The 25,917-nt window shown below is 67.7% G+C and carries 21 protein-coding genes; 10 read left to right on the top strand and 11 right to left on the bottom strand.

Annotated elements, in window-relative coordinates:
- Window positions 1-25: 25 nt before the first annotated feature.
- Window positions 26-3,907 (bottom strand): DNA-directed RNA polymerase subunit beta', encoded by a 3,882-nt coding sequence (locus ABIE21_RS11680; RefSeq protein WP_354024979.1) that lies wholly within the window; start codon window positions 3,905-3,907, stop codon window positions 26-28.
- 47 nt (window positions 3,908-3,954) lie between these two features.
- A complete protein-coding gene (rpoB, locus tag ABIE21_RS11685; protein ID WP_354024980.1) occupies window positions 3,955-7,479 on the bottom strand; it encodes a DNA-directed RNA polymerase subunit beta in 3,525 nt (1,174 codons plus the stop codon).
- A 249-nt stretch (window positions 7,480-7,728) separates the two neighbouring features.
- On the opposite strand from rpoB, the gene ABIE21_RS11690 reads away from it, so the two are divergent.
- The 5 genes from ABIE21_RS11690 to ABIE21_RS11710 all read left to right on the top strand — a co-directional run bounded on the left by ABIE21_RS11690 (window position 7,729) and on the right by ABIE21_RS11710 (window position 11,740).
- Window positions 7,729-8,400 carry an ATP-binding protein gene (locus ABIE21_RS11690; RefSeq protein ID WP_354024981.1) on the top strand — a complete coding sequence of 224 codons (672 nt, stop codon included), beginning with the start codon at window positions 7,729-7,731 and terminating at the stop codon, window positions 8,398-8,400.
- Between the two features lie 24 nt (window positions 8,401-8,424).
- Entirely contained in the window at window positions 8,425-9,282 is an 858-nt protein-coding gene (locus ABIE21_RS11695; protein WP_354024982.1) for a spermidine synthase, read from the top strand.
- Window positions 9,283-9,460: 178 nt separating this feature from the next.
- Window positions 9,461-10,726 (top strand): PQQ-dependent sugar dehydrogenase, encoded by a 1,266-nt coding sequence (locus ABIE21_RS11700; protein WP_354024983.1) that lies wholly within the window; start codon window positions 9,461-9,463, stop codon window positions 10,724-10,726.
- A gap of 33 nt (window positions 10,727-10,759) precedes the next feature.
- A complete protein-coding gene (locus tag ABIE21_RS11705) occupies window positions 10,760-11,281 on the top strand; it encodes a hypothetical protein (protein ID WP_354024984.1) in 522 nt (173 codons plus the stop codon).
- A gap of 9 nt (window positions 11,282-11,290) precedes the next feature.
- Entirely contained in the window at window positions 11,291-11,740 is a 450-nt protein-coding gene (locus tag ABIE21_RS11710; RefSeq protein WP_354024985.1) for a SprT-like domain-containing protein, read from the top strand.
- A gap of 24 nt (window positions 11,741-11,764) precedes the next feature.
- Here the strand turns inward: ABIE21_RS11710 and ABIE21_RS11715 are convergent, their stop codons facing one another.
- A complete protein-coding gene (locus tag ABIE21_RS11715) occupies window positions 11,765-12,193 on the bottom strand; it encodes an SRPBCC family protein (protein ID WP_354024986.1) in 429 nt (142 codons plus the stop codon).
- Window positions 12,194-12,214: 21 nt separating this feature from the next.
- Here ABIE21_RS11715 and ABIE21_RS11720 point away from each other — a divergent pair, with 21 nt between their 5' ends.
- Window positions 12,215-12,799 carry a CGNR zinc finger domain-containing protein gene (locus ABIE21_RS11720; protein WP_354024987.1) on the top strand — a complete coding sequence of 195 codons (585 nt, stop codon included), beginning with the start codon at window positions 12,215-12,217 and terminating at the stop codon, window positions 12,797-12,799.
- Window positions 12,800-12,854: 55 nt separating this feature from the next.
- Here ABIE21_RS11720 and ABIE21_RS11725 read toward each other — a convergent pair whose 3' ends face one another.
- Both ABIE21_RS11725 and ABIE21_RS11730 read right to left on the bottom strand, forming a co-directional pair.
- The gene (locus tag ABIE21_RS11725; protein ID WP_354024988.1) at window positions 12,855-13,157 is read right to left on the bottom strand and encodes a DUF427 domain-containing protein; all 303 of its coding nucleotides are present in this window, start codon (window positions 13,155-13,157) and stop codon (window positions 12,855-12,857) included.
- A gap of 36 nt (window positions 13,158-13,193) precedes the next feature.
- A complete protein-coding gene (locus ABIE21_RS11730; RefSeq protein WP_354024989.1) occupies window positions 13,194-13,712 on the bottom strand; it encodes a hypothetical protein in 519 nt (172 codons plus the stop codon).
- Between the two features lie 33 nt (window positions 13,713-13,745).
- Here ABIE21_RS11730 and ABIE21_RS11735 point away from each other — a divergent pair, with 33 nt between their 5' ends.
- From ABIE21_RS11735 to ABIE21_RS11750, 4 genes are all read left to right on the top strand, one after another.
- On the top strand, window positions 13,746-14,243 hold the full coding sequence (locus ABIE21_RS11735) for a hypothetical protein (protein ID WP_354024990.1): 498 nt from the start codon (window positions 13,746-13,748) through the stop codon (window positions 14,241-14,243).
- Between the two features lie 40 nt (window positions 14,244-14,283).
- Window positions 14,284-14,892 carry a DUF1684 domain-containing protein gene (locus ABIE21_RS11740; RefSeq protein ID WP_354024991.1) on the top strand — a complete coding sequence of 203 codons (609 nt, stop codon included), beginning with the start codon at window positions 14,284-14,286 and terminating at the stop codon, window positions 14,890-14,892.
- Between the two features lie 249 nt (window positions 14,893-15,141).
- Window positions 15,142-16,626 (top strand): DEAD/DEAH box helicase, encoded by a 1,485-nt coding sequence (locus ABIE21_RS11745; protein WP_354024992.1) that lies wholly within the window; start codon window positions 15,142-15,144, stop codon window positions 16,624-16,626.
- A gap of 115 nt (window positions 16,627-16,741) precedes the next feature.
- On the top strand, window positions 16,742-17,221 hold the full coding sequence (locus tag ABIE21_RS11750; protein WP_354024993.1) for a GNAT family N-acetyltransferase: 480 nt from the start codon (window positions 16,742-16,744) through the stop codon (window positions 17,219-17,221).
- A gap of 15 nt (window positions 17,222-17,236) precedes the next feature.
- Here the strand turns inward: ABIE21_RS11750 and ABIE21_RS11755 are convergent, their stop codons facing one another.
- From ABIE21_RS11755 to ABIE21_RS11780, 6 genes are read right to left on the bottom strand one after another with little or no spacing between them, the layout of a single operon-like run.
- Window positions 17,237-18,685 carry a GH1 family beta-glucosidase gene (locus ABIE21_RS11755; protein ID WP_354024994.1) on the bottom strand — a complete coding sequence of 483 codons (1,449 nt, stop codon included), beginning with the start codon at window positions 18,683-18,685 and terminating at the stop codon, window positions 17,237-17,239.
- Entirely contained in the window at window positions 18,678-21,020 is a 2,343-nt protein-coding gene (gene yicI, locus ABIE21_RS11760) for an alpha-xylosidase (RefSeq protein WP_354024995.1), read from the bottom strand. Before yicI ends, ABIE21_RS11755 begins: the two co-directional genes overlap by 8 nt.
- Window positions 21,017-23,074 carry a beta-galactosidase gene (locus ABIE21_RS11765; RefSeq protein WP_354024996.1) on the bottom strand — a complete coding sequence of 686 codons (2,058 nt, stop codon included), beginning with the start codon at window positions 23,072-23,074 and terminating at the stop codon, window positions 21,017-21,019. Before ABIE21_RS11765 ends, yicI begins: the two co-directional genes overlap by 4 nt.
- A gap of 57 nt (window positions 23,075-23,131) precedes the next feature.
- Window positions 23,132-24,097 (bottom strand): aldo/keto reductase, encoded by a 966-nt coding sequence (locus tag ABIE21_RS11770; RefSeq protein ID WP_354024997.1) that lies wholly within the window; start codon window positions 24,095-24,097, stop codon window positions 23,132-23,134.
- On the bottom strand, window positions 24,094-24,963 hold the full coding sequence (locus ABIE21_RS11775) for a carbohydrate ABC transporter permease (RefSeq protein WP_354024998.1): 870 nt from the start codon (window positions 24,961-24,963) through the stop codon (window positions 24,094-24,096). Before ABIE21_RS11775 ends, ABIE21_RS11770 begins: the two co-directional genes overlap by 4 nt.
- On the bottom strand, window positions 24,960-25,847 hold the full coding sequence (locus ABIE21_RS11780; RefSeq protein WP_354024999.1) for a carbohydrate ABC transporter permease: 888 nt from the start codon (window positions 25,845-25,847) through the stop codon (window positions 24,960-24,962). The genes ABIE21_RS11775 and ABIE21_RS11780 overlap by 4 nt, the downstream gene beginning before the upstream one ends.
- Window positions 25,848-25,917: the final 70 nt, after the last annotated feature.

The following is a 25,917-nucleotide window of genomic DNA, read 5'->3' on the forward strand; positions in this document are numbered from 1 at the left end:
CGACAAGCTCAGGGAGCGGTGGTGCTTAGTTGTACGTACCCGGCGTGTAGTCGTCAGACGAGAACGTGTCGAAATCGACAAAGCTCAGGTCTGCCTCGCTGAATACCGAGTCATCCGTGAAGATGCGGTTCGGGTAACGCTCGGCCTTGGCTTCCTCCGTCGCCTCCACCGAGACATCGCGGTAGCGCGGGAGACCCGTGCCGGCCGGGATGAGCTTTCCGATGATGACGTTCTCCTTGAGGCCCATGAGCGGGTCGCTCTTGCCCTCCATGGCGGCCTGCGTGAGAACGCGGGTCGTCTCCTGGAAGGAAGCGGCCGACAGCCACGACTCGGTCGCGAGGGAGGCCTTGGTGATACCGAGGACTTCCTGGCGGGCCGAGGCGGTCTGCTTGCCCTCGGTGAGAACCGCACGGTTGAGCTCGTTGTACTTCAAGCGGTCGACGAGCTCGCCCGGCAGGAGTCCGGTGTCGCCGTGGTCGACCACGGTGACCTTGCGGAGCATCTGGCGAACGATGACCTCGATGTGCTTGTCGTGAATCGGCACACCCTGCGAGCGGTAGACGCCCTGCACACCATCGACGAGGTGCAGCTGAACCGCACGCACGCCCTTGACGCGGAGAACTTCCTTCGGGTCGAGGTTTCCGACGTGCAGCTGCTGCCCGAGCTCGACGTGCTGGCCATCCTCGATGAGGAGGGTCGCGCGACGCAGAACCGGGTAGGCAACGGGCTCGTCACCATTGTCGGGGGTCAGGATGAGCTTGCGGCTACGGTCCGTGTCCTCGATGGTGATGCGGCCGGCGGCCTCGGCGATCGGAGACGCACCCTTGGGGGTACGAGCCTCGAACAGCTCGGTTACGCGCGGCAGACCCTGCGTGATGTCATCGGCGGAAGCGATACCACCGGTGTGGAAGGTACGCATGGTCAGCTGGGTACCGGGCTCGCCGATCGACTGGGCCGCGATGATACCGACGGCCTCGCCGATGTCGACGAGGAGACCGGTAGCAAGCGAGCGACCGTAGCAGACCGCACACACACCGACGGCGGACTCACACGTGAGGACCGAACGCACCTTGATGTTGTGGACTCCGGCGGCCAGCAGCGTGTCGAGGAGGACGTCTCCGACGTCTGCCCCGGCCTCTGCGATGACCTCGCCCTTGTCGTTGACCGCTGCCGTTGCGAGGCTGCGAGCGTAGACCGAGTTCTCGACGTTGCTGTCGAGCACCCAGGTTCCGCTGGCGTCCTGCGCCGCGATCGGCATGTCGAGACCCTTCGAGGTGCCGCAGTCGTCTTCGCGGATGATGACATCCTGCGAGACGTCGACGAGACGACGCGTGAGGTAACCCGAGTCTGCGGTACGCAGAGCCGTGTCAGCCAGACCCTTACGGGCACCGTGAGTCGAGATGAAGTACTCGGCCACGGAGAGGCCCTCGCGGTAGCTGTTGACGATCGGGCGAGGGATGATCTCACCCTTCGGGTTCGACACCAGTCCACGCATACCGGCGATCTGGCGGATCTGCATCCAGTTACCACGTGCTCCGGACGACACCATTCGGTAGATGTTGTTGTCTACCGGCAGATTGTCTTCCATCGCCTTGGCGACTTCAGCGGTTGCCTTGTTCCAGATCTCGATGAGCTCCTGACGACGCTCGGCCTCGGTGGTGAGACCCTTCTCGAACTGGTCCTGGACCTTGGTGGCCTGCTTCTCGTAGCCCTGGATGATCTCGCGCTTGTTCGGCGGGGTCAGGATGTCGGAGAGAGCCACGGTCACGCCCGAACGGGATGCCCAGTGGAAACCGGCGTCCTTGATCCGGTCGAGGGTCGCTGCTACTTCGACCTTGGGGTACCGCTCCGCGAGGTCGTTGACGATCGTCGACAGCTGGTTCTTGTCGGCAAGCGCCTCGACGTAGGGGTAGTCCACGGGGAGAGCCTCGTTGAACAGGGCGCGACCGAGGGTCGTCTCCTGGAGTACGCGGTCGCCCTGCTCGAAGCCCTCGGGGGCTTCACCCTCTGCGAAGTGCAGGTTCTCGAGACGGATGCGCACCTTGGCGTTGAGGTCGAGCGACTTCTGGTCGAAGGCGAGAATCGCTTCTGCGATCGACGAGAACGCGCGGCCCTCGCCGGCAGCCTCGGGCTTGAGCGTCGTCATGTGGTGCAGTCCGACGATCATGTCCTGGGTGGGCAGGGTCACCGGTCGGCCGTCAGACGGCTTGAGGATGTTGTTCGACGCGAGCATGAGCACGCGCGCCTCGGCCTGCGCCTCGACGGACAGCGGCAGGTGGACTGCCATCTGGTCACCGTCGAAGTCGGCGTTGAACGCGGCACACACGAGCGGGTGCAGCTGGATGGCCTTACCCTCGACGAGCTGAGGCTCGAAGGCCTGGATGCCCAGGCGGTGAAGGGTAGGTGCGCGGTTCAGCAGCACGGGGCGCTCGCGGATGATCTCCTCGAGCACGTCCCACACCTGCGGGCGCGAACGCTCGACCATGCGCTTGGCGCTCTTGATGTTCTGAGCGTGGCTGAGGTCGATGAGGCGCTTGATCACGAACGGCTTGAACAGCTCGAGAGCCATCTGCTTCGGGAGACCACACTGGTGCAGCTTGAGCTGCGGTCCGACGATGATCACCGAACGGCCGGAGTAGTCGACGCGCTTTCCGAGCAGGTTCTGGCGGAAACGACCCTGCTTGCCCTTGAGCATGTCGCTCAGGGACTTGAGGGCGCGGTTGCCGGTACCGGTGACGGGGCGTCCACGACGACCGTTGTCGAACAGCGCGTCAACGGCCTCCTGCAGCATGCGCTTCTCGTTGTTCACGATGATCTCGGGAGCACCGAGGTCGAGCAGGCGACGCAGGCGGTTGTTGCGGTTGATCACACGACGGTAGAGGTCGTTGAGGTCGGACGTGGCGAAACGGCCACCGTCGAGCTGGACCATCGGGCGCAGCTCGGGCGGGATGACCGGAACGACCTCGAGCACCATGGCGGCCGGCGAGTTGCCGGTCTGGAGGAAGGAGTTGACGACGCGCAGTCGCTTGATCGCGCGGATCTTCTTCTGGCCCTTGCCGTTGGCGATCTGGTCGTGCAGGTCGACGCTCTCGGTTGCGAGGTCGAAGGCCTGAAGACGCTTCTGGATCGCCTCGGCGCCCATGAAGGCCTCGAAGTAGGTTCCGAAACGGTCCTGCAGGTCGTGGAAGACGGCGTCCTCGGGCTTGAGGTCGCCGACCTTCAGGCTGCGGAAGTCGTCCCACACGCGCTCGAGCTGAGCGATCTGCTCGTCGAACGACTTGCGGGCCTGTCCCATCTCCTTCTCGGCTGCGTCCTTGGTGCGACGCTTCTGATCGCTCTTGGCGCCTTCTGCCTCGAGGGCAGCCAGGTCTTCCTCGAGCTTGCCCAGACGGTCGGCGATGCGGGCATCGCGCTGGCCTTCGAGGGTCTTGATCTCGAGGCGGAGCTCGTTCTCAAGGCCGGGCATGTCTTCGTGACGTGCATCCACGTCGACGGAGATGATCATGTAGGCGGCGAAGTAGATGACCTTCTCGAGGTCCTTCGGCGCCATGTCGAGCAGGTAGCCCAAGCGCGAGGGAACGCCCTTGAAGTACCAGATGTGGGTTACGGGTGCGGCGAGCTCGATGTGGCCCATGCGCTCGCGACGTACGGAGGACTTGGTGACCTCGACGCCGCAACGCTCGCAGACGATTCCTTTGAAGCGGACTCGCTTGTACTTGCCACAGGAGCACTCCCAGTCGCGCGAGGGTCCGAAGATCTGTTCGCCGAACAGGCCGTCCTTCTCGGGCTTCAGGGTGCGGTAGTTGATGGTCTCTGGCTTCTTAACCTCACCGTGCGACCAACGACGGATGTCGTCTGCTGTCGCGAGACCAATCTTGATTTCGTCAAAAGCGTGAACTTCGAGCAATTTAGCTTCTCTCTTAGATAACTGAAGTAGTTGTCGTCGGGTTCGGTCTAGATCTCGTCAATAGACGAAGACTCGAACCGGGTAGAGATGTTGATGCCGAGTTCCTCAGCGGCGCGGAAGACTTCGTCATCCGTGTCGCGCAGGTTCACGATGGATCCGTCGGCCGAGAGGACCTCGACGTTCAGACACAGTGACTGCATCTCCTTGATGAGAACCTTGAAGCTCTCCGGAATACCGGGCTCCTGGATGTTCTCGCCCTTGACGATGGCCTCGTACACCTTTACGCGACCGAGGATGTCGTCGGACTTGATGGTGAGAAGTTCCTGGAGCGCGTACGCGGCTCCATAGGCCTCGAGGGCCCACACTTCCATCTCACCGAAACGCTGTCCACCGAACTGCGCCTTACCACCGAGCGGCTGCTGGGTGATCATCGAGTACGGACCCGTCGAGCGTGCGTGGATCTTGTCGTCGACAAGGTGGTGCAGCTTGAGGATGTACATGTACCCGACCGACACCGGCTGGGGGAACGGCTCGCCGGAACGGCCGTCGAACAGACGTGCCTTTCCGCTGGAGTCGATGAGACGCTCGCCATCACGCGTGAGCGTGGTGGAGTCGAGGAGCCCTTCGATTTCCGCTTCGAGCGCACCGTCGAACACCGGCGTGGCTACCTTGGTTCCGGGAGCGGCACTGCGTGCCTCCTCCGGAATCGCTTCGGCCCACTTCGGCTTTCCGTCGATGTTCCAACCCTGCTTCGCGACCCAACCGAGGTGGGTCTCGAGAACCTGGCCGAAGTTCATTCGTCCCGGGATACCGAGCGGGTTCAGGATGATGTCGACGGGAGTTCCGTCGGCGAGGAACGGCATGTCCTCGACCGGCAGAATGCGCGAGATGACACCCTTGTTGCCGTGGCGACCAGCGAGCTTGTCACCCGCGGTGATCTTGCGCTTCTGGGCGATGTAGACGACGACGCGCTGGTTGACGCCCGAGCCGAGCTCGTCGTCGTTGTCGGCGCTGAACTCCTTGACGGCGATGATCGTGCCCTGCTCGCCGTGGGGAACCTTCAGCGAGGTGTCGCGAACCTCACGGCTCTTCTCGTTGAAGATGGCGCGCAGCAGGCGCTCCTCGGCGGAGAGCTCGGTCTCGCCCTTCGGCGTGACCTTTCCGACGAGGATGTCGCCGGGGCGGACCTCTGCACCGATACGGATGATTCCACGCTCGTCGAGGTCGGCCAGGAGTTCCGGGCTGACGTTCGGGAGGTCGCGGGTGATCTCTTCCTTACCGAGCTTGGTGTCGCGGGCGTCGACTTCGTACTCTTCGATGTGAATCGAGGAGAGCACGTCGTCCTTCACCAGGTTCTGGCTCAGGATCATCGCGTCCTCGAAGTTGTAGCCCTCCCACGGCATGAATGCCACGAGAAGGTTCTTTCCGAGGGACAGCTCGCCGTTCTCGGTGGCGGGTCCGTCTGCGAGGACCTCGCCGACCTCGATGCGGTCGCCCGCATTGACGATGACGCGGTGGTTGTAGCTCGTGCCCTGGTTGGAGCGGTCGAACTTGCGCAGGTAGTAGTCCTGCGTTCCGCCCTCGTCGAGCTGGATGGTGATGACGTCGGCCGAGACCTCGGCGACCACACCGGCCTTCTCGGCGGTGAGCACGTCGCCGGCGTCGATAGCCGCGTAGCCCTCCATACCGGTACCGACGAGAGGCGACTCGCTGCGCAGCAGCGGGACGGCCTGGCGCTGCATGTTGGCACCCATGAGTGCGCGGTTTGCATCGTCGTGCTCGAGGAACGGGATGAGCGACGTCGCGACCGAGACCATCTGGCGCGGCGAGACATCCATGTAACCGATGGTGTCGACGGGGATGAGGTCTACCTCGCCACCCTTCTTGCGTGCGAGCACGCGAGGGTCGGCGAAGTGGGCGTCGGCCGTGAGGGGCGCGTTTGCCTGGGCGACGATGTAGTCGTCTTCCTCGCTCGCGGTCAGGTAGTCGATGGTGGTCGTGACCTTGCCATTGACGACTCGACGGTACGGCGTCTCGATGAAGCCGAACGCGTTGATGCGCGCGAACGATGCGAGCGAACCGATCAGGCCGATGTTCGGGCCTTCCGGGGTCTCGATCGGGCACATGCGGCCGTAGTGCGACGGGTGAACGTCTCGGACCTCGACGCCTGCACGCTCACGCGACAGACCACCCGGGCCAAGAGCCGACAGGCGGCGCTTGTGGGTCAGACCCGCGAGCGGGTTGTTCTGGTCCATGAACTGCGAGAGCTGCGACGTACCGAAGAACTCCTTGATCGCGGCGACGACGGGGCGCACGTTGATCAGGGTCTGCGGGGTGATCGCTTCGATGTCCTGCGTGGTCATGCGCTCGCGGACGACGCGCTCCATGCGGGAGAGACCGGTGCGGACCTGGTTCTGGATGAGCTCGCCGACCGCGCGGATGCGACGGTTGCCGAAGTGGTCGATGTCGTCGACATCGAGACGCACGTCGACCTTCTTGCCATCGCGCACGCCCTTGACGGTCGACAGGCTGTTGTCGTGCACCGTGACGTTGGGGGCGGACTCGTCGTGGAGCGAGACGAGGTACTTGATGGTCGCGAGGATGTCTTCCAGGCTCAGCACGGAGTTCGACAGCGGAGCGTCGATTCCGAGCTTGCGGTTGATCTTGTAACGACCGACCTTCGCGAGGTCGTAGCGCTTCGAGTTGAAGTAGAAGTTGTCGAGGAGCGCACGCGCGGCCTCGGCGGCAACCTGCTCGCCGGGACGCAGCTTGCGGTAGATGTCCTTGAGGGCTTCTTCCTTCGTGAGGATGTTGTCCTTCTCGAGGGTGAGCTCGATCGACGGGAAGCCCTTGAACTCCTCGAGGATCTGCTCGCTCGTCAGGCCGAGGGCCTTGAGGAACACGGTGACGCTCTGCTTGCGCTTGCGGTCGATGCGAACGCCGACCTGGTCGCGCTTGTCGATCTCGAACTCGAGCCATGCGCCACGGCTCGGGATGATGCGAGCGGAGTAGATGTCCTTGTCGGACAGCTTCTCGGGCGTGCGGTCGAAGTAGACACCGGGCGAACGCACCAGCTGCGAGACGACGACACGCTCGGTGCCGTTGATGATGAACGTTCCCTTGATGGTCATCAGCGGGAAGTCGCCCATGAAGACCGTCTGGGTCTTGATCTCACCGGTGAGGTGGTTCATGAACTCGGCGTTCACGTAGAGAGGAGCGGCGTAGGTCTTGCCACGCTCCTTGCACTCGTCAATCGTGTACTTCGGCTCTTCGAGCTCTGGACCGGTGAACGACAGCTGCATCGTCTCGCCGAGGTCTTCGATGGGAGAAATCTCCTCGAAGATCTCATCGAGACCAGAGCGGGTCGGCAGGTCGGTGCGGCCCTGGGCCAGACCTTCCTCGACGCGCTTTTTCCAGATGTCGTTTCCGACGAGCCAGTCGAAGCTCTCGGTCTGCAATGCGAGCAGATCGGGAACCGTCAGGGTGTCGGTAATCTTTGCGAACGACACGCGCGATGCGGTGCGGCCGTTCTTAGTGGACTTTTTGGTGGACGCGTTGCGCGCAGCAGCCAAGGAAATAACCTCCGTGGACCCCGTCGGGTCTTATGCCGGTAAACCGACTGTCGGTAATGAAATGCTCACCAGGGCCTATAAAAGGCCTACCCCGCCGCTATACTCGGGGCGCACCAACTGTCCACAATATGACTGCATGGTTGTCTGGGAGCGCAAAGAACAACTATAGGACAAAACAGTCCTGTATGTCTAGCTATTCCTTGACCACAATCGTGGATTCGGCTATAAGACCCACGGAGTGCCTCACAGATGAACGACGTCGACCTCTACGAGAGCTGGGAACGGCTGTCTCCGGAGGCCCGCGAAGCGCTCACTCTGCGCGTGGTCGTGGTCGGCGCGGAGTCGACCGGCAAGACGACGCTCACCCGCGATCTGGCCCAGCACTACCGCGCCCGCGGCGGAATCTGGAGCAATACCCTCTGGGTCTCCGAGTTCGGCCGCGACTACACGGTGGGCAAGATCGCCGAACTCGGTCTCGGCCTCGACGACGACTCGGAGTTCCGCAGCGCCGACTGGGCGCCCAAAGACTTCGCGGTCATCGCCCTCGAACAGCAGCGCCTCGAGAACGCGGCGGCATCCACGGGTTCGCCCGTGCTCTTCTGCGACACCGACGCGCTCGCCACCCAGATCTGGGAGCGCCGCTACCTCGGCAACGAGTCGACGGCGGCCCGCGACGCTCTGCCGGTGCTGCCGGCCCGCGCGCTCTACCTCCTCACCGACCACCGTGACGTCGCCTTCACCCAGGACGGAATCCGTGACGGGGAGCAGTTTCGCCCGACGATGACGCAGTGGTTCGTCGACGAGCTCACCCTGCTCGGCGAGCGCGGCCAGTTCGTGCACGGCAACCGCGAAGACAGGCTGGCCGAGAGCATCGGCCTCGTCGACGCCGTGCTGGCCGAGAGGTCGGCGCAGCTCGACTGAGGCAGGGTGTGGCAAGGTCGAGGGATGAACGAAATCCCGTCGATCGTGCTGGCCACCAGCGGCTACCGCGCCGTGATCGAACCCGACCGCTGGGTGCCGGGCTCGTTCACGCTCATCGTCGACGGGACACCCCAGTCGCACGTTAACATCGACGATCCGTCTGAGTTGTTCTTCGAGTACATCCAGCGCATGGGGCACGTGATCGACCAGATCGGCATGCCCGGGCAGCCGATCACGGCCGTGCACCTCGGCGCAGGAGCGTTCACCCTCCCCCGCTACGTCGAAGCCACCCGCCCCGGTTCGCGCCAGCAGGTGGTCGAGCTCGAGAGCGACCTGGTCGACTTCGTGCGCACCAACCTGCCGTGGTCTCCGCGGGCGCAGATCAAGGTGCGTCACGGCGACGCCCGTGCCGTGCTGGGCAAGTTCCCGGCCGGGCTCCGCGGATCGGTCGACCTGCTCGTGATCGACATCTTCAGCGGTGCCCGCACTCCGGCGCACGTCACGAGCCTCGAGTTCTACACCGAGGCCGTGTCGCTGCTCGCCGACGACGGCGTCGTGCTTGTCAACGTCGCCGACGGCCCCGGCCTCGTGTTCGCCCGCGGCCAGGCTTCGACGCTCGCGTCGGTCGTCGCCGACGTGGCGGTGCTCGCCGAGACGCAGATCCTCAAGGGACGCCGCTTCGGAAACGTCGTGCTGGTCGGCTCGAAGAGCGACCTGCCCCTGGAGTGGATGCCGCGGCTGCTGGCAGGCGGACCGCACCCGTCGAAGGTCGTGGCAGGCGCCGAGCTGCGAGCGTTCATCGCGGGCGCGCCCATCGTGACCGACGCGACCGCGATCCAGTCGCCGCCGCCGGCGAAGAGCATCTTCCAGGTGCGTCCGTAGCGCTCTGCCGACCTGCGGGGCAAACAATCGACGCTGAACGGGGCGCCGAGTGTCGATTCATTGCCCCTCGGCTCGGTCCGCCAGGCGCCGCAGAGCTGCGTGGCAATCAATCGACCTTGAAGCACGCCGTGAAGGTCGATTCATTGCCCCTCTGGTCGGGCGGCGGGAGACTGGGAGCATGAACATGAGCCGGTGGATGCGTGGGGTCGCCGTCGCGGCGACCGTCGCCACGCTCGCGGCGTGCGCGGGCACCGGGGGCGGCGAGCCCGCGCCCGTGCCGACCTCGAGCGCCAGCCCGAGCGCCACGCCGGAGCCGCCGGCGCTGCCGAGCGGAGATCCGACCGTCGTCGCCGAGGGCTTCACCTCGCCGTGGTCGGTCGTGCGCCTCGCGAGCGGGTCGGCGCTGGTGAGCGAGCGCGACACCGGTCTCGTCAAGGAGCTGACCGCCGACGGGACGATCCGGGTTGTCGGCGAGATCGCCGGCGTGCAGCCGGGCGGCGAGGGCGGGCTGCTCGGGCTCGCGGTGCGGGAAGGGGTGGCGGCTGCGACGGGGTCGGGCCCTTCGACAGGCTCAGGGACCGAGACGGGCGATGGCCCTTCGACAGGCTCAGGGACCGAGACGGGCGATGGGACCGAGACGGGGTCAGGGACCGAGACGGCCGACGGGGCCGACGGCTCGCCGTGGCTCTACGCGTACTTCACCGCGGCATCCGACAATCGCATCGTGCGCGTCGCCCTCGACGGCGAGGCGGGCTCGTACTCTCTCGGCGCGGTCGAGCCCGTGCTCACGGGCATCGCTAAGGCCGGCAACCACAACGGCGGACGCATCGCGTTCGGGCCCGACGGGCAGCTCTACGCGACGACGGGCGACGCGAGCGACCCCGACGCCTCGCAGAACGCCGGCTCCCTGAACGGCAAGATCCTGCGGATGTCGCCGACCGGCGCCGTGCCCGCCGACAACCCGATCGCGAACTCGCTGGTCTACTCGCTCGGCCACCGCAACCCGCAGGGCCTGGCCTGGGACGCGGCCGGGCAGCTCTGGGCCGCCGAGTTCGGGCAGAACACCTGGGACGAGCTCAACGCGATCACCCCGGGCGCGAACTACGGATGGCCGACTGTCGAGGGGGTCGGCTCCGACCCGGCGTTCGTGAACCCGGTGGCCCAATGGGCGACCGACGAGGCGAGCCCCAGCGGGCTGGCGTTCGTGCGCGGCACCTTCTACCTCGCCGCCCTCAAGGGTCAGCGGGTGTGGTCGGTGACGACCGTCGACGGCGTCGACGCGCAGAGCTGGTTCGCGGGGAGCTTCGGGCGCATCCGCGACGTCGCCACCGGTCCCGACGGGACCCTGTGGATGCTCACCGGCAACACCGACGGCCGGGGAGTGCCGCAACCGGGCGACGACAAGCTGCTCCAGGTTGTCCTCGAAACGGCAACCCCGGGTTAACCTTGACTCGCACGTCAATCTAAGGAATTCCCCGTGGCTATCGTTTTGGGTTACGACCCCACCACCCTTCGCGAACAGGTCGACCCCGTCGCGCTCGAAGAGCGTCTCGTGGAGCTCGGCGAGCTTCGCAGTGCCGCGGCCCTCGACGAGAAGGTCGGCCTGCTGCGCCTCGCCGGCAAACTCGACGAGGCGTGGGACATCGCCAACCAGGCGGTGCGCCAGGCCCGGTTCGGCGGCGACCGCGAGATGCTCGCCCTCGCCCGTGTGCGGCGCGCCCAGGTGCAGCAGGCGCTCGGCAAGCTCGAGCCCGCGCTGGCCGACCTCACCGACTGCGTCAACGAGGCGCACGGCCACGACTGGTCGGCCACCGAGGCGTTCGCCCTGCAGCAGCGCGGCCGCGTGAACTTCGACATGGAGAACTACGACGCCGCCCGCCGCGACTTCAGCGACGCGCTCAAGGTGCACGTGCGCATCAAGTCCTCCCCAGACGAGGTCGACGCGGCGATGATCGCCATCCAGATCACCGAGACCTTCATCGACGGTGCCGGGAGCTAATCTCAGCAGGTGGCAGAACTAGTACGTGTGCGGCAGTGGGCGAACGCCCTCATCGCGCTGCACCTCGACCCCGCCGTGTGGAGCTTCGGCTTCGACAACGCGAAGACCCGCGCGGGCCTGTGCAACTACACGACCAAGCGCATCTCGGTGTCCAAATACCTCGCCGCCAAGTACGAAGACGACGAGGTGCATCAGATACTGCTGCACGAGGTCGCCCACGCCATGGCCGGCTCCCGCGCGGGCCACGGCGCGCGATGGAAGGCGACGGCGGCCGAGCTCGGCTACGAGGGCTCGCGGCTGCACGACGGGGCGATCGCAGACGAGCTCGCGCCGTGGGTCGGCACGTGCCCGATGGGGCACATCCACTATCGCTATCGCCAGCCCAAACGGCCGCTCGCCTGCGGCAAGTGCTCGCGCCGGTTCGATCCCGCGAACGCGATCGACTGGGTGCGCCGGTAGAAACGGAATGCGCGAACGGGAGGCCTAGCGGCTGGCGAGCGCCTTGGTGATGCTCGCGACCACGTTCTTCCAGTGGCCGAGCATCATGCGGCGCTCTTCGCGGCCGGAGAGCTCCTGGTGGTGGATGGCGATCGTGGTGCCCTCCTCGACCTCCTTGACGCTGAGCACGAGGACGGTGTCGTGCGGCCAGTCGTCGGGACGCCAGCTGACGCGGATCTTCGAGCCCTCGGCGTAGGCGAGCACCTCGCCGTGCACTCCGTCGGCCATCGAGTACTTGAAGCCTTTGGTGCCGCGGAACTCGCCGTCGCCGAGCCAGAGCGGGATGCCCCGGCTGACCAGGAACTGCCAGACGACGGGCAGCGGCACGTCGATCGTCTCGCGTACTCCGACCTCCCACCCGGCGTCCTTCTTGGAGCCTGTACTGTCGGGAGTCGTGTTCGGAGCGGCATTCATGTAACCCACTATATTGGTTACGTGCAGTCAACGAAAACTACTGGTCAGTGGTTCCGCTCGGGCGACGGACACCAGTGGTGGTTCGACTCCGGCGCGGTCTCGCTCGACTTCGCCTACTCGGGCGCCATGGGCGAGAACCCCGAGTGGGAGACGCTGCACACCGCCGACGACCTCGCCGCCTGGCTCGACGGTCGCTTCACCGGGGTGACCCCGGCCACCGAACGCGACCTGAAGGACGCGCTCGCGCTGCGCACCGCCATCGCCCACAGCGCCATGGCCGCGAGCCGCGACGAGCCGCCGGCACCGGGCGACGTCGACATCATCAACCTCTTTGCTGCGACCCCCGACATCCCGCCCGCCCTCGACGGCGGCTCTCGACAGGCCGGACGCTCGAACGCCCGCGCCGGCCAGGCCCTCTCGGCCATGGCGCGCGAGGCGGTCGAGCTGTTCGCCCCGCAGCAGCGGGAGCGGATCCGGCCGTGCGCCGCCGACGACTGCGGCCTGGTCTTCTACGACGAGAGCCGGTCGAACAACCGGCGCTGGTGCTCGATGAAACGCTGCGGCAACCGCGCGAAGGTGCGCACGCACCGCGCGAACAACCGCTGAGGCCCGACCTCGTCGAACGGTCTCAGAGGCCGGGCCCCGCGGTCGAACGTCGTGACTAGTCGACGACCCGGACTTCCTTCCAGAAGGCGACGTAGTTCGAGAAGTCCTTGCCGACGCGGTCGAACGCGGTCGGGAGCGGGTTCGGGTAGCTAAAGGCGCGGTCCTGCAGCAGGGTGTCGCCGGAGCGCACCGAGAAGTACTGGCAGTCGCCCTTCCACGGGCAGTGGTACGGGGTCGGGCTCTCGACGAGAAACTCGCTGTTGACGCTCGACGGCGGGAAGTACCAGTTGCCCTCGATCGAGATGAGGTCTTCTTTGGGGGAATCTGCGATGACTACATCGCCCAGCATTGCCTTCACGGTGTGCTCCTTTGGTGGCTTTACTCAGGGCAAACGCTACGGTCCGACCCTGAATTCCCTCAGCACGGCGACCTCGCTGACCTCGTCGAGCGTGAGGGTCGGCCGGCCGAGCGCCTGACCGCTCGCCGACGACGAGATCAGGTGGCTCGTTGCGTTGCTGAGCCCGGTGTACGCCGCCGCTGCCGCCGCGGACTCCGGTGAGCAGTAGTCGATCCCCACGTCGGCGAGGGCGTCGATCACGGCTCCTGCGGCGAGCAGGTCTTCGACCGCGAACCTGAGGCTGCCGTCTGGCCGGTGCTCGCCCGCCGCGACGACGGCGATCGTGAAACGGTCGCCGCGGTCGCCCTGACGGGCGAGTGCCCAGTCGGCGAGCGCCCGGCGGCTCTCGATCGTGCCGTGCACCACGTCGTGCTCGGGCAGCGTCGCTTCGCTCTCGACGAATCCGAGCTGGTCGACCCAGACGACGACGTCGGCGCCGCCAGAGATGGTCTGCGCACCGGCGAACCCCCAGTCGAAACGAACCTGATACTGGTTCTGTCCGTGGGGTGTTGTCACGCGAAAAAGCCTAACGGAGAGCACACTGGACAAATGCGGGTTCTGTTGAAGATGGTGCTGGACTGCGATGCGGATGCCGCGTGGTCGGCCCTGCGCAGCCCCGAGGTGTTCCGCCGAGTGTCGGCGCCCCTCATGTCGTTCACGTCGCTCGACGACGCCGGCTTCCCCGACCGGTGGCCCGACGGCGAGCACCGCGTGGCCGCCAGGGCGTTCGGGCTCGTTCCGGCCGGCGAGCAGATCATCGACATCCGCACCGAGACCCGCCTCGACCACGTGCACGGCCGGCATGAGAACCCGGTGGAGGTGCGCATCGTGCACGACACCGGGCGGGGACTCACCTGGCCGCTGACGCTCACCCGCGGCTGGCACCATCGGATGGCCGTCTCCGCGCAGCCCGACGGACGCACGCTCTACCGCGACCAGCTCGAGTTCACCGCGGGGCCGATCACCCCGCTGGTATGGCTGGCCTACTGGGGTTTCTGGCAGTGGCGCGCGATGGCGATCCGGCGTCTCGCTCCGACCTGGCGCTGACGCCGGGGCGCGGCCCGGGCCCGAGGTCTAGCCTGAGACCATGACCGCTCTCGAAGTCGCCGACTGGCGTCGGCAGGTATTCGCCCTCTACGAGACGGTGCGCGCGACGCCCGACGTGGCGGAGGGGCACACGCTGTGGCGCGAGGGTCGTGACCGGCTCTTCGCGCAGCATCCGTCCACTCCGGTGATGGCGGCCGACCTGCCGTCGTTCGCCGGCCTGCCCGTCGAGCCGTACGACCCCACCTGGCGGTTCGAGCTGCCGATCATTCCCGCCGAGCCCGCGCACTTCGACTTCGAGACCGGCACCGACGGCATCGTGCCGTTCGATCGGCTCGGCATCGTCGAGGTGCCGGGTGTCGGGTCGCTCGACGTCTGGCGGCTCACGACCTACGGCGGCGGGATCTTCGTGCCGGTGCGCGACGCGCTGGCGGGCAGGCACGGCGGAACGTACGGCGGCGGGCGGTACCTGATCGACTCGATCAAGGGCGCGCTGCTGCAGACCGGCGCGGACACGCTCGTGCTCGACTTCAACTTCGCCTACAACCCGTCGTGCGCGTACGACCCCGCGTGGGCGTGCCCGCTCGCGCCGCTCGGCAACCGGGTGCCGGTCGAGATCCCGGTGGGAGAGCGCTACTTCGGCTCGTACTAGCCGCGGTTCGGGGGCCGGTAAGGGCCGTGTGCTAGCCTGAGAGCACTCGCGGATCCATGACGGATTCCTTGCGTCGTTGAACGCTTACTCTTCTCGCACGCCGTGCTCATCAGAAACACGGCAGGTGCTCGCAGAAACTTTCTCCGGCGAACGGATGTGGCCATCGCCACCTTCGCCACAGCACCTCTCCGCTGCACCATTGCCGGTCGGGGGCGTGCACACCGATGCCCGAAAGGCACCACCACCCCTATGTCTGAAAACTCCTTCGCCGCGCTCGGCGTTCCGGCTCCCCTCGTCGCGGCCCTCGCCGCCCAGGGGATCGACTCGCCGTTCCCGATCCAGGTCGACACGCTCCCCGACACCCTGTCGGGCCGCGACGTGCTCGGCCGTGGAAAGACCGGCTCCGGCAAGACCCTCGCGTTCTCGATCCCGATGGTCGCGCGCCTCGCCGGCAAGCTCGCCGGCGGCAGCCGCCGCCCGAACCGCCCGCTCGCGCTGATCCTCGCCCCCACCCGCGAGCTCGCCACCCAGATCACCGTCGCGCTCACCCCGCTCGCCGACGCCTACGGCCTCAAGTCGACCACCATCTTCGGCGGCGTCAGCCAGCAGCGCCAGGTCGCGGCCCTCAAGGCCGGTGTCGACATCGTCGTCGCCTGCCCCGGCCGCCTCGAGGACCTCATGAAGCAGGGCTTCGTCAACCTCGACTCGGTCGAGATCTCGATCCTCGACGAGGCAGACCACATGGCCGACCTCGGCTTCCTGCCCGTCGTCACCCGCATCATGGACAAGACCCCGTCGAGCGGACAGCGCATGCTGTTCAGCGCGACCCTCGACAACGGCGTGGACAAGCTCGTCCGCCGCTACCTCCACAACGAGGTGCTGCACTCGGTCGACGAGGCCACCAGCCACGTCTCCGCGATGACGCACCACGTGTTCGAGGTCGACTCGGTCGAGGCCAAGCGTCTCCTCATCGAGAAGCTCGCCTCCGGCCAGGGCCGCCGCATCCTCTTCATGCGCACCAAGCACCACGCCAAGAAGCTCGCGCGCCAGCTGACCGACGCCGGCATCCCCGCCGTCGACCTGCACGGAAACCTCTCGCAGGTGGCCCGTGACCGCAACCTCGCCGCGTTCGCCGCCGGCACGAGCCGCGTGCTCGTCGCCACCGACGTCGCAGCCCGCGGCGTGCACGTCGACGACATCGAGCTCGTCATCCACGTCGACCCGCCGGCCGAGCACAAGGCCTACCTGCACCGCTCGGGCCGCACCGCCCGCGCCGGCAAGGAGGGCGAGGTCGTCACGCTCGTCCTGCCCGAGCAGCGCAAGGACACCGCGCAGCTGCTGCGCAAGGCTGCGATCACCGTCACGCCGCAGCGCGTGACCGCCGACTCGCCCGCCGTCACCGCGCTCGTCGGCGACGTCGCCGAGTACGTCAAGCCGCTCCCCCGTGCCGCAGAGCCGGCCCGCGGACAGAGCCAGGGCGGCCGCAGCCAGGGCGCCAACGCCCAGCGCAAGCGCAGCAATCGCGAGGGTGGCGGCGCAGGTCGCCAGACCGACAACGCCGGCTCTGGCCAGCCGCGTCGTGACCGTGCCCCGCGCGCCGAGGGCGCATCCGCCCCCCGCACCGGCGGCGCGCCGCGTCGTTCCGGTGCCCCCGCGGGCAACGGCGGCGGCAAGATCGCCGTCGGCGGCCTCGTGCGCATGTCGCAGGGCGGCGCCGCGCGTCGCGGACGCTGACCCGGCACAGCCCCGGCACAGCTCGACCACCGGTGGGCCTCGCACAGATCTCGATCTGCGCGAGGCCCACTTTCGGGTGGTGCCGACGTTCGCCGGTGACCAGTAGCCTGTCGGCATGACGACGGTGATACGCCGGGCGCAGCTCGAAGACACGGGCCGTCTCGGACAGCTGCACTCCCAGTGCTGGGTCGAGCTGTACTCGCGGGTTCTGCCCCCCGACGTGCTCGCCGAACTGAGCCCGCCCGTGATGGCTCAGCTGTGGCAGCGATTCGTCACCCGCGGCGATGCGTATGCACAGTACGTCGCCGAGCTCGACGGCGAGATCGTGGGGTTCGCAGGCTTCGGTCCCGGTCGCGACGAGGGCTTCGCAGAGCTGCGCGAGGTCTACTTCGTCTACGTGCAGCCCGGCAAGCAGCGCTCGGGCATCGGCAGCCAGCTTCTCGCCGCCGAGCCCGACGCCTCGTACCTGTGGGTCTCGGAGCGCAACCGCGGCGCCCACAAGTTCTACCGACGCAACAGGTTCGGTCCCGATTCCCGGCGCCGCATCGGCTCGCTGTTCGGAACGGACCTGCCGGAGATCAGGATGGCCCGCTAGCCGGCGCTACCCTGTCTAGGCGACGGCCGGGATGCTCCTCGTCGCGATGAGCTCGGAGTACCACTTGGCGCTGTCCTTGAGCACGCGCTCCTGCGTCTCGAAGTCGATGTAGACGATTCCGAAGCGCTTGGAGTAGCCGTAGCCCCACTCGAAGTTGTCCATCAGCGACCACACCTGGTACCCGCGCAGGTCGACTCCGCGCTGCATCGCCCGGTGGGCGGCGGTGAAGTGACGGCGCAGGTAGTCGGTGCGCAGCGGGTCGTGCACGACCCGGCCGTCGGGCCCGTCAGCCACCTCGTCGGCGAACGCAGCCCCGTTCTCTGTCACCATGAGCGGCAGCTCCGGATACTGCTCGTGCAGCGAGAAGAGCAGCTCCTCGAGGCCGGCCGGCTCGATGTTCCAGCCCATCTCGGTGTACGGCCCCGGCTGCGGCAGGAACTCGATGCGGTCGGCGCCCGGCCACGCCGATCCGCCCATGTCCTTGTGGCCGTCGTTGTTCTGCCGCGGCGAGACGCCGTCCCAGACGCGCACGAGAGTGGTCGAATAGTAGTTCACACCCAGCAGGTCGAGTGGCTGGTGGATGAGTTCGAGGTCGCCCGGCTGCACGAACGACCAGTCCGTGACATCCGCTGTGTCGGCGATCACGTCGGCGGGGTAGACGCCGTCGAGCAGCGGGCCGAGGAACACGCGGTTGGCCAGCCCGTCGATCTGACGCACCGCCTCCGGCCCGGTCTCGCCCTCCCCGCGCAGCACGTGCAGGTTGAGCGTGATCGAGAAGTCGGGGTCGTTCGTGACGACCTCCCTCAACGCCGCCACGGCCAGGCCGTGGGCGAGGTTCAGGTGGTGCACTGCGGCGAGGGCCGCCGCCGCCTCGGTGCGTCCGGGGGCGTGGGCACCGGAGCCGTAGCCGAGGTAGGCCGAGCACCACGGCTCGTTGAGCGTGGTCCAGGTGACGACCCTGTCGCCGAGCGCCTCGCCCATGATGCGCGCGTAGTCGGCGAACGCGTGGGCCGTGGCCCGGTTGGCCCAGCCGCCCTCGTCTTCGAGCGCCTGCGGCAGGTCCCAGTGGTAGAGGGTCGCGATGGGGCGGATGCCTCGGGCGAGCAGCCCGTCGACGAGGCGGGTGTAGAACTCGATCCCCTTGGCGTTGGCCGGGCCTCGACCGGTCGGCTGGATGCGCGGCCACGCGATCGAGAAGCGGTAGGCCTCGAGCCCGAGGCGCTTCATCAGGTCGAGGTCGTCGTCGAGCCGGTGGTAGTGGTCGTCGGCGACGTCTCCGGTGTCGCCGTTCCAGATCTTGCCCTCGGTGTGGCTGAAGGTATCCCAGATCGACGGGCCGCGGCCGTCTTCGTTCGCCGCTCCCTCGATCTGGTACGAGGCGGTCGCCGACCCGAACACGAAGCCGTCGGGGAAGACGAGTCCGGCGTCGCGGTAGTCGGCGTTGCCGGTCGAGGTGTCAGTCATTGAGAAGTGTCGCCTTTCCATCGATGAGATCGGATGCCTCGCCGCCGGCCAGCCGGACGTGCACGGTCGCTCCCGCCGGGGCATCCACCGACACCCGCACGTCGCTCTCGCCACGCACGGTGGTGACGATGGCGGTCTGGCCGGTCTCGGGGCTCGTGACCCGCGTCACCGTGGTGCCTGCCGGCCCGGGGTAGACGGTGAGCAGCAGGTCGTCGAGGTAGTCGTAGTCGGGGCGGTCGGTGCGTGCGCCGGTGGCGAGCACCGCGCCCTCCCGTACCCACAGCGGGAGGCTGAGAACGTCGTGGGTGTCGCGGCGCCAGGCGGGCCCCTGTGCGGTCTCGCCGGTGAGGTAGTTCGTCCAGGTGCCGGCGGGCAGGTAGTACTCGACGCTGCCCTCGGCGCTGAACACGGGAGCCACCAGCAGGTCGGCGCCGATCATGTACTGGCGGTCGAGGTGTGCGCAGGAGGGGTCTGCCTCGAACTCGATCTGCATCGGTCGCATGTACGGCAGGCCGCGGTCGTGGGCCTCAAGGCCGACGCCGTAGAAATAGGGCATCAGCTCGATCTTGCGCTGGGCGAAGAGGCGGGTGACCTCGACTGCCTCGTCGTCGAACGCCCACGGAACCCGGTAGCTCGACGAGCCGTGCAGCCGGGTGTGGCTGGAGAACATGCCGAACGCGACCCAGCGCTTGAACACCTCGGGGTCGGGCATGCCCTCGAAGCCGCCGATGTCGTGGCTCCAGAAGCCGAAGCCGCTGAACGCGAGCGAGAGTCCGCCGCGGAGCGTCTCGGCCATCGACTCGAACGACGACGAATTGTCGCCGCCCCAGTGGATGGGCATGCGCTGCCCGCCGGTGGTGGCCGAGCGGGCGAAGAGCACGGCGTCGCCCTCGCCGCGGTGCTCCTCGAGCACCGAGAACACCGCCTCGTTGTAGAGCTGCGTGTAGAGGTTGTGCATCGCCTCGGGGCTGCTTCCGTCGTGCCAGACGACGTCGGTGGGGATGCGTTCGCCGAAGTCGGTCTTGATCGCGTCGATGCCCTGGTCGAGCAGCACCCGCAGCTTTCCTTGGAACCACGCGGTGGCCTCGGGGTTGGTGAAGTCGACGATGCCCATGCCGGCCTGCCACTGATCCCACTGCCAGACCGTGCCATCCGCCCGCTTCACCAAGTATCCGGCAGCCGCGGCCTCGGCGAACAGCGACGACCGTTGGGCGATGTACGGGTTGATCCAGGCGCTCAGCCGCAGCTCGCGCTCGTGCAGGCGCGCGAGCATCCCCTCGGGGTCGGGGAAGACGCGTTTGTCCCACTCGAAGTCGGTCCAGTTGAACTCGCGCATCCAGAAGCAGTCGAAGTGGAACACCGAGAGCGGGATGTCGCGGTCGCGCATGCCGTCGATGAAGCTCGACACGGTCGCCTCGTCGTAGTCGGTGGTGAAGCTCGTCGAGAGCCAGAGGCCGTACGACCAGGCGGGCACCTTCGCGGGACGCCCGGTGAGCGCCGTGTAGCGCTGGAGCACGTCCTTCTGGGTGGGCCCGAGGACGACGAAGTACTCGAGGGCCTCTCCCGCGGTGGAGAACTGCACCCGCTCGACCGTGCTCGACCCGACCTCGAACGAGACATGCTCCGGCTGGTTGACGAGCACTCCGTAGCCGCGGTTCGTGAGGTAGAAGGGGATGTTCTTGTACGACTGCTCGCTCGAGGTGCCGCCGTCGGCGTTCCAGATGTCGACGGTCTGGCCGTTCTTGACGAGCGGGCCGAACCGTTCGCCGAGGCCGTAGACGAGTTCGCCGACGCCGAGGCTGAGCTGCTCGTGCACGTAGTGCTTGGCGGGGGCCAGACCGGTCTGGGTGATGCCCACCTCGCCGACCGGCTCCGTCGCGACGGGTGCGCCGTCGGCGAGGGTCATGTAGCCGATGGACTTGTGGCCGCTCGACGTGAGCACGCGCCCCTCGGACTCGAAGGTGAGGTTCCACGGGGCGCCCGGAGTGATGCGGGCGGTGAGCCCGCCGGACGTGAGCGTCCCCGCGCTGAGCGCGCCGTCGACCTCCTCGGTCGCGGCCACGCCGACTCCCTCCGTCGCCCCGACCAGGTCGAACCCCTTCGAGGGCACACCGCCGGTGTGGTGCTCGATGCGCACGCGCACCACTCCCTCGAGCGGCGACGACAGGGTCACGGAGAGCATCGGCCGGTTGAGCACGTCGCCCCGGCGTTCGATGACCTTGGTGGGCGCGTAGATGCGCAGCGTGTCACCCTCGGCGTCGATGTCGTACGCCTCCTGGGCGAACAGCGGGGTCACGCCGACGCGTGGCTCCCAAAAGCCGTTGGTGAACTTCATACTCGGGGGTCCTCTCGGATTACCGCGACGGCACCGGCGGCGATGACGCCGGCACCCTCGTGGCGGGTGCCGGAAACGAGGTCGATTCCGGCGGCGGTGAGCGCCAGCGGCGCCGTGGTGTGGTTGATGGCGAACAGCCAGCTGGTGGATGCCCCGTCGCGGTCGCCCACGCGGCGCACGAGTTCGAGGCCGCGATCGGCGGATGCCACGGGCGTGATGCCCGCGCGGGCGATCAGCCCCTCGATCAGCACGCCGGTCGAACGCCGGTCGAGGTGGGTGGACACGTACTGCGCGGTGCCGCGGCCGGCGACGGCGACGGTGACCGCGGGGCCTCCGGCGAGCTCGCCGCCGGAGTAGTGGGCGAGGGCCTCCGCGCCGGCGAGCTGTAGCAGCTCGCTCCACACGGTGCCGGTCGAGCCGTCGCTGAGCGTGACCGTCTCGCCGTCGAACAGCGGGAAGAACTCCTCGACGCGCACGCCGAGCAGGTCGCGCAACGCGCCGGGGTAGCCGCCCTCGACCACCCGGTTGTGCTCGGTGACGATGCCGGAGAAGCTTGTGACGACGAGGTGCCCGCCGTTCTCGACGTAGCCGCGCAGCGCCTCAACGGTGGCGGCGGTGACGAGGAAGAGGGTGGGGGCGATGACGGCCGCGTACCCGGAGAGGTCGGACGCCGGGTGCACGACGTCGACCTGGACGCCGCGGGCCGTGAGCTCGCGGTGCATCGAGAGTGCGACGTCGAGTGAGTTGACGTCGATGCTCGGCTTCGCGCCGGAGCGCAGGGCCATCGCGGCGTCGTAGTCGGCGAGGATCGCGACTTGGGAGCGCTCGACCCGGCTGCCGACGACCTCGCGGATCTTCTTCAGCGTGGCGCCGAGCTCTGCCACCTCGCGGAAGATCTTGGTCTGGGCGCCGGCGTGCGGCACGACCGAGGAATGGAACTGCTCGCTGCCCGCGGTGGACTGCCGCCACTGGAAGAACAGGGCGCCGTCGGCCCCGCGGGCGATGTGGGAGAGACTGTTGCGCCCCAGCTCGCCCGGCGACTTGGCGCGATTGCGCGCCTGCCAGTTGACCGCCGAGGTGGAGTGCTCGATGAGCAGCCACGGGTCGCCGCCCGACAACCCGCGCACGACGTCGGCGCTGTAGGCGAGCTCGCCGTGCCGTTCGGGGTCGATGCCGAGCGTGTAGTGGTCGTTGGAGACGAGGTCGACCTCGTTCGCCCAGCCCGCGTAGTCGAGCCCGTTCGGGTGGTTCTGGATCATGAAGTTGGTGGTGACGGGGATCGCGGGGGTGACCCGCCGCAGCACCTCGCGCTCGGCGAGGTAGTGGCCGAGCAGCGCGTCAGAGGTGAAGCGTTCGAAGTCGAGCAGCAGACCCGGGTTGTGGCTCGTGCCCGTGAACCGCGGCGGCTGCAGCTGGGCGAAGGACGTGTAGTGGTGACCCCAGAAGGCCGTGCCCCAGGCGTCGTTGAGGGCGTCGACGGTGCCGAACTTCGTCTCGAGCCACACCCGCCAGGCGGCGCCGGTCTCGTCGCTGTAGCAGTGCGCGTTCTCGTTGCCGAGCTCGTTGCTGACGTGCCAGAGGCGCAGCGCGGGGTGGCTGCCGTAGCGTTCGGCGATGGCCTCGACCATGCGCAGGGCGTAGCGGCGGAACGTGGCCGAGCTGGGCGACCAGCCGAGCCGGCCGCCCTGGGCGACCCGCACGCCGTGCTGGGTGACCGGTGCGATCTCCGGATGCGCCTGCATCAGCCAGATCGGCGGTGCGGCGGTCGGCGTGGCGAGGTTCACGCCGATGCCGCCGGCGTGGAGGAGGTCCATGATGCGGTCGAGCCATCCCCACTCGAAGACACCGTCGGCCACCTCGAGCAGCCCCCAGGAGAAGACGCCGACGTTCACCGAGTTGACGCCCGCCTCCCGCATCAGGGCGATGTCCTCCTCCCACACCGACTCCGGCCACTGCTCGGGGCTGTAGTCGCCGCCGAAGGCGAAGCCGTCGGCGATCCACGGGAAGGAGGTCTCGGCCGGGAGGTCGGACGAACGGGATACGAAGGTGGTCATGTGGTGCAGCTTTCTCGAGGCGTGCCTCGGTGGTACGGGTGTTCGGGAGCGGGCGGTCTAGCCCCAGACGCTCCCTGGCGGGTCCTGCCAGAGCCGCGGCGAGGGCGCGAGCGCATCGAGCTCCGACCAGAGCGCCGCGGGGATCTCGACGGTGTCGGCGGCGATCGCCTCGCGCACCTGCGCGGCGGTGCTCGCGCCCACGACCGTCGAGGTCACCCTCGGGTCGCGGGTGCTCGCCTGCAGGGCGGCGGCGGCCAGACCGACGCCCGCGCGCTCGCAGGCCATGCCCATCCGCTCGATCGCGTCCGCCATCGCGGGATCCGCGGGGCGGTAGGCGTACCGCTCGACCGGGGCCGGCCACTTCGCGAGCGCGCCGCCGCCGTAGACGGCCGCGTTCACGACGCTGATCGAACGGGCGGATGCCTCGGACAGCAGTTCGTCGGCCGACCGGTCGACGAGCGTGAAGCGGTTGTGGGTGATGACGGCGTCGAACAGGCCGGTCTCCACGTAGCGCAGCAGCATGGGCGCCGGGCCGCCGGAGATGCCGATCGCGTCGACGAGGCCGCGCTCCTTCATCTCGACGAGGGCGCGCACCGGGCCGTCGGCGGCGAAGGCCTCCTCCCAGCCGATGTGCTCCGGGTCGTGCAGGTAGAGCATCGGCAGCCGGTCGAGGCCGAGGCGTGCGGTGCTCTCGAGCAGGCTGCGCCACATGCGCCGCGACGAGAACGAGCCCGTCTCGGTGTCGCGGTCGAGCTTCGACTGCACCACGACGGGCGAGCCGGCCCTGCGCCTCAGCGCGTCGCCGACGAAGGCCTCGCTGAAACCGTCGCCGTACTCGTTCGAGGTGTCGATCAGGGTGATCGGCGCCCCGGCGGTCTCGGCCAGGTCGAGCACCGTCTCGAGCGGCTCGACCGGGCCGAGGCCGAACCGGGTGCGGCTGAAGTTCGAGGTGCCGAGGCAGAGGCGCGACACCTCTGGCCCGGTCGCGCCGAGGGTGCGGGGCCGCGCTGCGGTGCCGGTCATCCCTTCAGCCCGCCGGAGAGCAGGTCGAGGCGCCAGAAGCGCTGCAGGAAGAGCATGAGCAGGATCAGCGGAATGATCGAGACGGCGGCGCCGGTGATCGCGACCGAGTACAGGGCCGGGGTCCCGGAGCCCTTCGACAGCAGCGTGTAGAGGCCGACCGTGAGCGGGTAGCTGTCCTGATTGCTGAGCATGATGAACGGCAGCAGGAAGTTGTTCCAGATACCCACGAAGGTGAGCATGAACACGGTCACCATGCCGGGCAGCATCATCGGCAGGCCGATGCGCATGAAGATCTTCCACTCGCTCGCGCCGTCGAGCCTGGCCGCCTCGATGGTGTCCTGGGGCACGGCGGATGCCGCGTAGACGCGGGAGAGGTAGATGCCGAACGGGCTGATCAGGATGGGGAGGAGCACCGAGACGTAGCCGCCGGCGAGGCCCACCTGCGAGAGCAGCAGGTACTGCGGGATGGCCAGGGTGATGCCGGGTATCAGCACGCCGCCCAGGATCGAGAAGAAGATCAGGTTGCGGCCCTTGAACTCGTACTTGGCGAGTCCGTACCCGGCCATGGTGGAGATGAAGGTTGATAGCACCCCGCCGAAGCCGGCGTAGATGACCGAGTTGAGCGCCCACAGCCCGTACTGGCCTCCGCCGTAGCTGAACAGGTCGGTGAGATTGTCGACGAGCCCGGTTCCCGGTGCGAACGAGAACGTGGTGAACAGCTCGCCCGGCGACTTGGAGGTCGCCATGAACACCCAGAGCACCGGCACGAGGCAGTACGCCGCGCCGATGAGCAGGATGATCGTGGGCCAGACCTTGCCCCGTCTGGTGCTGAGCTTCGCGGTCTCGCGGGTGGCGATGGCGGTCATGACTGGGCTCCCTTGTTGCGGCGGTTGGTGAGCCACAGGACGAGTGCGGAAACGGCGACGGTGCCCACGGCGAGCACGACCGAGAGAGCTGCGGCGCCCGGCAGGTCGTCGGTGAGGAACGCGTTGCGGTAGATGGTCATCAGCGGAACCCAGGTCTGGCTGATGACGTCGGTCATCGGCTTCAGGGTGGTCGGCTCGCTGTACAGCTGGAGTGCGCCGATGAGGGAGAAGATGCCGGTGAGCACCAGCGCGGGCACGACGAGGGGGATCTTGATGCGCAGGGCGATCTGCAGCTCGCCGGCGCCGTCGAGACGGGCCGCCTCGTAGATCTCGTCGGGGATCCCGCGCAGCGACGTGTAGATGATGATCATGTTGAAGCCGACGCCGCCCCAGATGGCGATGTTGGCGATCGAGCCGAAGATGCCCGGGTCTTCGAGGAAGGGGATCGTGCCCCAGCCGAGTTCGCGGCTGATGTACGAGAACGGGCTCGTCGACGGCAGGTACATAAAGCCCCAGAGCAGCGCGGCGACGACGCCGGGCACCGCGTAGGGGATGAAGATCGCCGTCTGCGAGAAGCGCTTGGCGCGGGCGGCGGGCACGTCGAGCAGCAGCGCGAAGAGCAGCGCCAGCCCGAGGGTCAGCGGCACCGCGATGATGCCGTAGAGCCCCAGGTGCCCGAATCCGGTCGCCAGCGCGGGGTCGCTGAGCACGGAGATGTAGTTGTCGAGCCCGGCGAAGACCTGCACGCGGGTGCCGAGAATGCCCCCGCCCTCGAGCTTGTACGACTGGAAGCTGAGCCAGGCCGCGTAGAGGATCGGCACGAGCATAAAGACCACGAACAGCACGACGGCTGGCGCGACGAAGATGTAGGGAGCCAGGCGCATGCGTTGGCGCTTGCGAGGCCGCGTAGCGACTCGAGCGGTCATGGGGGTTCCTTCCTCAGGTCTCGCGGGT

This window comes from Conyzicola nivalis (assembly GCF_040548875.1).
GTDB classification, from domain to species: Bacteria; Actinomycetota; Actinomycetes; order Actinomycetales; family Microbacteriaceae; genus Conyzicola; species Conyzicola nivalis_A.

Bases quoted from the DNA above. Each gene is read 5' to 3' on its own strand.
- ABIE21_RS11695 (WP_354024982.1), top strand. From the start codon at position 8,425: ATGAACGAAATCCCGTCGATCGTGCTGGCCACCAGCGGCTACCGCGCC.
- ABIE21_RS11715 (WP_354024986.1), bottom strand. From the start codon at position 12,193: ATGAATGCCGCTCCGAACACGACTCCCGACAGTACAGGCTCCAAGAAG.
- ABIE21_RS11770 (WP_354024997.1), bottom strand. From the start codon at position 24,097: ATGACCGGCACCGCAGCGCGGCCCCGCACCCTCGGCGCGACCGGGCCA.
- ABIE21_RS11765 (WP_354024996.1), bottom strand. From the start codon at position 23,074: ATGACCACCTTCGTATCCCGTTCGTCCGACCTCCCGGCCGAGACCTCC.
- ABIE21_RS11740 (WP_354024991.1), top strand. From the start codon at position 14,284: ATGACCGCTCTCGAAGTCGCCGACTGGCGTCGGCAGGTATTCGCCCTC.
- ABIE21_RS11735 (WP_354024990.1), top strand. From the start codon at position 13,746: ATGCGGGTTCTGTTGAAGATGGTGCTGGACTGCGATGCGGATGCCGCG.
- ABIE21_RS11690 (WP_354024981.1), top strand. From the start codon at position 7,729: ATGAACGACGTCGACCTCTACGAGAGCTGGGAACGGCTGTCTCCGGAG.
- yicI (WP_354024995.1), bottom strand. From the start codon at position 21,020: ATGAAGTTCACCAACGGCTTTTGGGAGCCACGCGTCGGCGTGACCCCG.
- ABIE21_RS11750 (WP_354024993.1), top strand. From the start codon at position 16,742: ATGACGACGGTGATACGCCGGGCGCAGCTCGAAGACACGGGCCGTCTC.
- ABIE21_RS11775 (WP_354024998.1), bottom strand. From the start codon at position 24,963: ATGACCGCCATCGCCACCCGCGAGACCGCGAAGCTCAGCACCAGACGG.
- ABIE21_RS11745 (WP_354024992.1), top strand. From the start codon at position 15,142: ATGTCTGAAAACTCCTTCGCCGCGCTCGGCGTTCCGGCTCCCCTCGTC.
- ABIE21_RS11755 (WP_354024994.1), bottom strand. From the start codon at position 18,685: ATGACTGACACCTCGACCGGCAACGCCGACTACCGCGACGCCGGACTC.
- ABIE21_RS11780 (WP_354024999.1), bottom strand. From the start codon at position 25,847: ATGCGCCTGGCTCCCTACATCTTCGTCGCGCCAGCCGTCGTGCTGTTC.
- ABIE21_RS11700 (WP_354024983.1), top strand. From the start codon at position 9,461: ATGAACATGAGCCGGTGGATGCGTGGGGTCGCCGTCGCGGCGACCGTC.